We start from the raw sequence: 6,785 nt of genomic DNA on the forward strand, positions 1-6,785 counted from the left end.
TGTGGCGGACGGGGGGAGATTCGAACTCCCGATACCCTTGCGAGTATGCCGCATTTCGAGTGCGGTGCATTCAACCACTCTGCCACCCGTCCGTGGCGCCCGGTCGGGGCGGTTCCGCCGCGAGCCGGGCTGATGCCGGCGGTCTTCGGAACGGCGCGGAACCTAGACCAAGCCGATAGCCCAGGGCAAGGGCGCTGGACCTTTGGCCCGGCCCCTCGCGATCTCCCGCCGCCGCTCTTTTAAGGCCGCGAGGTTTCGGGGCTCTTAAGACGAGCCCCACCGTCAGAGTCCCGGTCGCCGCGCCGGGCTGTCCATCCAGGGTCGCGCGGCTTCGAGGGCCGCCGCCAGTTGGAAGACCCGGCGGTCGTCATAGCTGCGCGCCACGATCTGTATCCCGGTCGGCACGCCATTGGCGCCGATCCCCGACGGCACCGCCAGCACCGGCAACCGGCCCAGCATGTTGAAGGGATGGGTCATGGCCCAGTCATAGTCGGTGTCGATCTCATGGCCATCGACCGTCATCTTCTCCCAGGGTTTCTGGTCGGCCCGCACCGCATTCGTCGCCAGGGTCGGACAGAGGAAGGCGTGGTGGCGCTCGATCATCGGGCCGAAACTGTCATAGGCCTTGCCCATGACGCGCAACGCGTCAGTGAATTTCTCGATCCCGGCCCGCCGCGCGCGGTCGGCATAGTAAAGCGTGTAGTCGCAGAGCTGATCGCCCTGCTGGTCGGCGATCTCGACCAGCCAATGACCGAACAGATGATCGAGATAGTTCTGCGCGGCGAGCGAGATCTCCCGCCCCCAGCCGAGATCGATCTCCTCGACCGTGGCGCCCAGCTCGCGCAGCAGCGCGACGATCGCCAGCAGATTGGCCTTCATGTCGGGCGCGACCACCCCGTCGCCGAGATGCGTCGCATAGGCGATCCGCCAGCCTTTGACGCCCGAGCCCGTCTTGCCCGGCGGGAAGGCGGTCGGCAGCGTCACCTTCTGCCGCAGCGTGGCGATGTCGCGCGGATGATGTCCCGACATGACATTCTGCAGCAGCGCGCAATCGCCGACATGGCGCGCCAGCGGTCCTTGATGGCTGAACATGTCGAGATTCCAGGGCGCCATCTCGGGATTGCGTCCATAAGGCGGCTTGAACCCGACGACACCGCACATCGCCGCCGGCGCCCGGATCGAGCCGCCGATATCCGAGCCGGTGGCCAGCGTCGCCGTGCCGGCGGCAAGGCTCGCCGCGGTGCCACCCGAAGAGCCGCTCGGGGTGATGGCGCGATTCCAGGGATTGCGCGTCACGCCATGCAGGCGCGAATAGGTGAGATAGGCGCTGGAGAATTCGGGCGTCGCGGTGCGCGCATGGATGATGGCCCCGGCCTTCATCAGCCGCTCGACGATCGGGTGGGTCTCGCGCGCGATATTGTCTTTGAGGGTGAGAGAGCCGTTGGTCGTGCGCTTGCCGGCGATGTTCACCTCATCCTTGACGGCAACGGTCAGCCCCTCGAGCTGGCGCAAGCAGCCGTCTTCCCGCATGTAGCGCGCCTCGGCCAGCTTTGCCGCGGCCAGCGCCTCGTCGAAATAGCGATCGGTGAAGGCATTGATCTCGCCTTCGACCTGCTCGGCGCGCGCGATCTGCGCTTTCAGAAGCTCGACCGGAGACAGACGCCGGCTGCGAAAGGCATCGAGAGCAGCCAGTGCCGGAAGATAGCAAAGGTCCAGATCGGTCAATTCGTCCCCTCTTCCCTTCGTCGAAGCGCAGGCCAGCGGTTTGCCCTGCGGCGAAATTCGAGAGCCCTGCCTAGCATAGGGAGAGCATGGCCGGGAGAGCCTGGCGATGCCTTCGACCCGCTGAAAGCCTTATTGGTTGTTTCACCAGGGCCGGCGCAGTATCTCTCCCGCCATGAACCTCTCCACCACGCCGCCCGGCCTCCAGTCCTTGCCCGAGATTCCGATCATCGATCTGGGGCAAGGCGATCTGGCTGATCTCGCGCGCTGCGAACGCCAGCGTGCCGCTGCCCTCCTCGGCGTCGGCCATGCCAGCTATCCGGGCTGGGCGCTCACCTATGGCGACAAGCGCTCGCGGCGCTGGCTCGAAAAACAGGCCAATCCCTATTTGCGCGAGATCGACGAGATCGCGGCGGAGCTGGGGGCCTCGGGCACGCATCTTCTCAACATCAGCTATGAGTGGGCCTGCACGACGGGCGCCGATCGCGACCATCTCCGCGACGGGTCCCGATTGCTTCGCGTGCTCGATTGGCCGTTGCCGGGCCTGGGTCGCCATGTCGTGGTGGCGCGCCAGCAAAGTGCCGCCGGCCCTTGGCTCAATGTGACCTGGCCCGGTTTCGTCGGCACTTTGACGGCCCTGGCGCCGGGGCGTTTTGCCGCGGCCTTCAACCAGCCGCCCTTGCGCCGCCGCACCGGGCTGATGCTGGCCGACTGGCTGGTCGACCGAATCAATGTCGGTCGCAGCCGTTCGCTGCCGCCGTCCCATCTCCTGCGCCAGGTGTTCGAGCAGGCGCCCGATTTCGCGTCCGCCAAGAAGATGATCGCCGAAACGCCGCTCTGCCTGCCGGCCTTCTTCGTGCTCTCCGGCACCAAGCCGCATGAATCGGCCGTGATCGAGCGGCTCGAGAACCGGGCCTTCATCCATGAGGCGCCGGCCGCCGTTTCCAACCATTTCCTGGGGCCCCGCATCAAGGGCATGCCGCGCGGCAGCGAGACCGGCCCCCGGCGGCGCATGATGCTGGAGGCGTTGGCCCGGGGTGCCCGCGACTTCGACTGGCTGCAGCCGCCCATCCTCAACAGCGAGACCCGGCTGGCGGTCGAGGCCAATGCCGCCACCGGCGAACTGCTGGTCTGGGGCTTCGAACCGGGGGGGCCCGCTACCCGACAATTACGGCTTGCCGCCTAGCGCCGGACCCGGCGACCAATCGCCTCGGGGGCCCTGAAAAGGGGCTAAGCGCCTTGCCGGACAGGGTTTCCCGGGAGGCCACGGGGTTGAATCAAGTTGACAGCAAAACGGTTACGGCTATAGTCCCGCCCTCGCGTTCAGGCGGCTTCTCGGTCGACTGCGCTTCCATAACAAAATCAAGCGTTTAAGCCATGTTCGCAGTGTTCAGGACCGGCGGCAAGCAGTACAAGGTCGCCAAGAACGATATCATCCGCGTCGAGACCGTTCCGGGCTCCAGCGGGGATTTCGTCGAATTCAACGAAGTGCTGATGATCGGTGACGGCAGCCAGACGACCGTGGGCAAGCCCCTGGTTGCGGGCGCCAGCGTCGCCGCCACCCTGGTCGACCAGATCCTGGCCGACAAGGTCATCATCTTCAAGAAGAAGCGCCGCCATAACTACCGGCGCAAGCGCGGCCATCGTCAGCCGCTGTCGCTGTTGCGCGTGGTCGACATCCTGACCGACGGCAAGACGCTCGATGCCGCCGCGAAGGACGCCGCCAAGTCGGCGGCCCAGGCGACCTCCGAGAAGAGCAAGGCCTCGCACACCGCCCTGACCGCGACGACCGGCGCCAAGCGCAAGGCCGCTGTCAAGAAGCCGGTGGTGAAGGCAGCGCCCGAGGCTGCCGCGAAAAAGTCGGCGGGCAAGAAGCCGGCGGCCAAGAAGAAGGCCGCCTCGAAGAAGAGCGAGGAGTAACCACCCATGGCTCACAAAAAAGCAGGCGGCAGCTCCCGTAACGGCCGCGATTCGGCCGGCAAGCGCCTCGGCGTGAAGAAGTATGGCGACGAGATGGTGCTCTCGGGCAACATCATCGTGCGCCAGCGTGGCACCACCTATCATCCCGGCGACAATGTCGGCATGGGGCGCGATCACACGATCTTCGCGACCAGCCGCGGCCGGGTGCGCTTCAAGCGCGCGACCGGCGGCCGGACCTTCGTCTCGGTGGACCCGCAGAGCTGACGTCATAACAAGACGCCGGCCCCAGGCCCAAGCAACGGAATAGGAAGGGGGAACGGCGTCGCCGTTCCCCCTTTTCCTTTGTCCGTAAGTCCGAGCCATGAAATTTCTCGACCAGTGCAAAATCTATCTGCGAAGCGGTGACGGCGGTGCCGGCGCCGTCAGCTTCCATCGCGAGAAATTCATCGAGTTCGGCGGACCCGACGGCGGCGATGGCGGCCGCGGCGGCCATGTCATCGTCGAGGCCGTCCCCAATCTCAACACGCTGATCGATTTCCGCTACACGCAGCATTTCAAGGCGCCCAAGGGCGGCCACGGCATGGGCAAGAACCGCACCGGTGCCGGTGCGCCCGATCTCATCATCAAGATGCCGGTCGGCACCGAGGTGCTCGACGAGGACAAGGAGACGGTGCTGGTCGACCTGACCGAGCCCGGCCAACGCGCCATGCTCTGCAAGGGCGGCGATGGCGGCTTCGGCAACCAGCACTACAAGACCTCGACCAACCAGGCGCCGCGCCGCGGCGATCCCGGCTGGCCCGGCGAGGAACGCTGGGTCTGGCTGCGCCTCAAGCTGATCGCCGACGCCGGGCTGGTGGGTCTGCCCAATGCCGGCAAGTCGACCATGCTCGCGGCCACGAGCCGGGCCAAGCCCAAGATCGCCGACTATCCCTTCACCACCCTGCATCCGCAGCTGGGCGTGGTGGCGACCGACGGCTCGGAGTTCGTGCTGGCGGACATCCCCGGCTTGATCGAGGGCGCCTCGGAAGGGGCCGGCCTCGGCACGCGCTTCCTCGGCCATGTCGAGCGCTGCGGCGTGCTGATCCATCTGGTGGACGGCACCTCGGAGGATGTCGCGCGCGATTATCGCACCGTGCGCGAAGAGCTCGCGGTCTATGGCGGCGGTTTGGCCGAGAAGAAGGAGCTGGTCGCGCTCAACAAGATCGATGCGCTCGACGAAGCCGAGATCCAGTCCAAGGCGCGCAAGCTCGCGCGCGCCTCGGGCGGCAAGGTGTTCCGCGTCTCGGGTGCCGCCGGCAAGGGCGTGAAGGAGCTGATGCGCGCCGCCTTCGCCGAGGTGAAGGCCCGCCGCGCGGCCGAAGCCGAAGCCAAGGCCGCGAAGAACGCCGATATGGAGAGCGTGGAGATCGTCGGGTCCGAAGCCGAGGATGTCGAGGAATGAGCGGCGCGCGCGCGAAAGCCGGGTTGGCTCACGCGAAGCGGCTCGTCGTGAAGATCGGCTCGGCGCTGCTGGTCGATGAGAAGACCGGCGCCATTCACCGGCAATGGCTCGACGCGATGGCCGATGACGTGGCCGAGATCCGCAAGAGCGGCACCGAGGTGCTGCTGGTCTCATCGGGCGCCATCGCGGTCGGGCGGCGTCATCTGGGACTGCTCGATGGCGGCCTCAAGCTCGAAGAGAAACAGGCCGCGGCCGCGACCGGCCAGATCCGTCTCGCCCATGCCTATCAGGAGACGCTCGCGCGCCACGACATCACTGTGGCGCAGGTGCTGCTGACCCTGGGCGACACCGAGGAGCGCCGGCGCCATTTGAATGCGCGCTCGACGCTCTCGACCCTGCTCAAATTCGGCTGCGTGCCGGTGATCAACGAGAACGATACGGTCGCGACCGCCGAGATCCGCTTCGGCGATAATGACCGCTTGGCCGCGCGCGTCGCCGCGATGGTCAGCGCCGACGCGCTGGTGCTGCTCTCCGATATCGACGGGCTCTACACCGCCGATCCGCGCCGCAATCCCGGGGCGAGCTTCATTCCCGAAGTGACCGAGATCACGCCCGAGATCGAGGCGATGGCGGGCGAGGCCCTCCCCGGTTACAGCTCGGGCGGCATGGTGACCAAGCTCACCGCCGCGCGCGTGGCGCTGGGCGCCGGCTGCCGCATGGCGATCGCCAACGGCCGCATGATGAATCCCCTGCGCGCCATCCGCGAGGGAGGGACCTGCACCTGGTTCCTGCCGGCGGCCACGCCCCTGACCGCACGCAAGACCTGGATCCAGGGCGCGCTGAAGCCGGTCGGCAAGCTGGTGGTGGATGACGGTGCGCTCAAGGCGCTGAGCTCGGGCAAGAGCCTGCTGCCGGCCGGCGTCGTCACGGTCGAGGGCCGCTTCGAGCGCGGCGACGCGGTCGTGGTGGCCGATGCCCAGGGCCGCGAGATCGCACGCGGACTCTCGGCCTATTCGGCCGAGGATGCGCGCCGGATCAAGGGCCATAAGAGCCGTGAAATCGAAACCCTGTTGGGTTATCGTGGTCGCGACGAGATGATCCATCGCGACGACCTCGTGTTGAGCCGGTCATGAGCGCCGCCGCCCAGCCCCAGAACAAGCCCGAGAATGCCGCCTTGGCTGCGGAGGTCCGCGCCGTGGCGCGCGCCGCGAAGGATGCCGCGGCGAAACTCTCGCTCGCGACCGCCGGGCAGCGCACGGCCGCGCTCAAGGCGATGGCAGCCGCGATCCGCGAGGACGCCCCTCTGATCCTCGCCGCCAACGACAAGGACATGGCAGCCGCCAGCGGCTTGACACCGGCCCTGAAAGATCGTCTCAAGCTCGATGCCAAGCGCGTCGAGGCGATGGCCCAGGGCATCGACGAGGTGGCCGCCCTGCCCGATCCGCTGGGCCAGGTGCTGGCGGAATGGGACCGGCCCAACGGGCTCCACATCGCGCGGGTGCGGGTGCCGCTCGGCGTGATCGCCATCATCTATGAATCCCGGCCCAACGTGACGGCCGACGCCGCCGTGCTGTGCCTGCGTTCCGGCAATGCCGCGATCCTGCGCGGCGGCTCGGAGAGCGTGAATTCCTCGGGCACCATCCTCGCGAGCCTCAAGCGCGGCTTGAAGAGCGCCGGCCTGCCCGAGGCCGCAATCATGCGC

General features: G+C 67.3%; 6 protein-coding genes, 1 tRNA gene and 1 pseudogene. 6 read left to right on the forward strand and 2 right to left on the reverse strand.

Annotated elements, in window-relative coordinates:
* Positions 1–2 precede the first annotated feature (2 nt).
* Together ACREE8_RS21670 and ACREE8_RS21675 are read right to left on the reverse strand one after the other, a co-directional pair.
* Positions 3–92 (reverse strand) — tRNA-Ser (locus tag ACREE8_RS21670).
* 190 nt (positions 93–282) lie between these two features.
* Entirely contained in the window at positions 283–1,725 is a 1,443-nt protein-coding gene (locus ACREE8_RS21675; RefSeq protein WP_431575096.1) for an amidase, read from the reverse strand.
* 172 nt (positions 1,726–1,897) lie between these two features.
* Between ACREE8_RS21675 and ACREE8_RS21680 the strand changes: the two genes are divergently transcribed.
* From ACREE8_RS21680 to ACREE8_RS21705, 6 genes and pseudogenes are all read left to right on the forward strand, one after another.
* Positions 1,898–2,908 carry a hypothetical protein gene (locus tag ACREE8_RS21680; protein ID WP_431575097.1) on the forward strand — a complete coding sequence of 337 codons (1,011 nt, stop codon included), beginning with the start codon at positions 1,898–1,900 and terminating at the stop codon, positions 2,906–2,908.
* 191 nt (positions 2,909–3,099) lie between these two features.
* Positions 3,100–3,402: pseudogene (gene rplU, locus ACREE8_RS21685) on the forward strand (50S ribosomal protein L21); the annotation flags it as partial.
* Positions 3,403–3,648: 246 nt separating this feature from the next.
* Positions 3,649–3,906 (forward strand): 50S ribosomal protein L27, encoded by a 258-nt coding sequence (rpmA, locus tag ACREE8_RS21690; RefSeq protein ID WP_431575098.1) that lies wholly within the window; start codon positions 3,649–3,651, stop codon positions 3,904–3,906.
* Positions 3,907–4,003: 97 nt separating this feature from the next.
* The gene (gene obgE, locus ACREE8_RS21695) at positions 4,004–5,083 is read left to right on the forward strand and encodes a GTPase ObgE (RefSeq protein WP_431575099.1); all 1,080 of its coding nucleotides are present in this window, start codon (positions 4,004–4,006) and stop codon (positions 5,081–5,083) included.
* Positions 5,080–6,216, forward strand: coding sequence for a glutamate 5-kinase (proB, locus tag ACREE8_RS21700; RefSeq protein ID WP_431575100.1), 1,137 nt, complete (start codon positions 5,080–5,082; stop codon positions 6,214–6,216). Before obgE ends, proB begins: the two co-directional genes overlap by 4 nt.
* Positions 6,213–6,785 (forward strand): aldehyde dehydrogenase family protein (locus ACREE8_RS21705; protein WP_431575101.1); only part of this gene is annotated, 573 nt, incomplete at its 3' end. The genes proB and ACREE8_RS21705, both read left to right, overlap by 4 nt.

It is taken from the genome of Hypericibacter sp. (assembly GCF_050729195.1).
In the GTDB taxonomy this organism is placed as follows: domain Bacteria; phylum Pseudomonadota; class Alphaproteobacteria; order Dongiales; family Dongiaceae; genus Hypericibacter.

Bases quoted from the DNA above. Each gene is read 5' to 3' on its own strand.
- obgE (WP_431575099.1), top strand. From the start codon at position 4,004: ATGAAATTTCTCGACCAGTGCAAAATCTATCTGCGAAGCGGTGACGGC.
- proB (WP_431575100.1), top strand. From the start codon at position 5,080: ATGAGCGGCGCGCGCGCGAAAGCCGGGTTGGCTCACGCGAAGCGGCTC.
- ACREE8_RS21680 (WP_431575097.1), top strand. From the start codon at position 1,898: ATGAACCTCTCCACCACGCCGCCCGGCCTCCAGTCCTTGCCCGAGATT.
- rpmA (WP_431575098.1), top strand. From the start codon at position 3,649: ATGGCTCACAAAAAAGCAGGCGGCAGCTCCCGTAACGGCCGCGATTCG.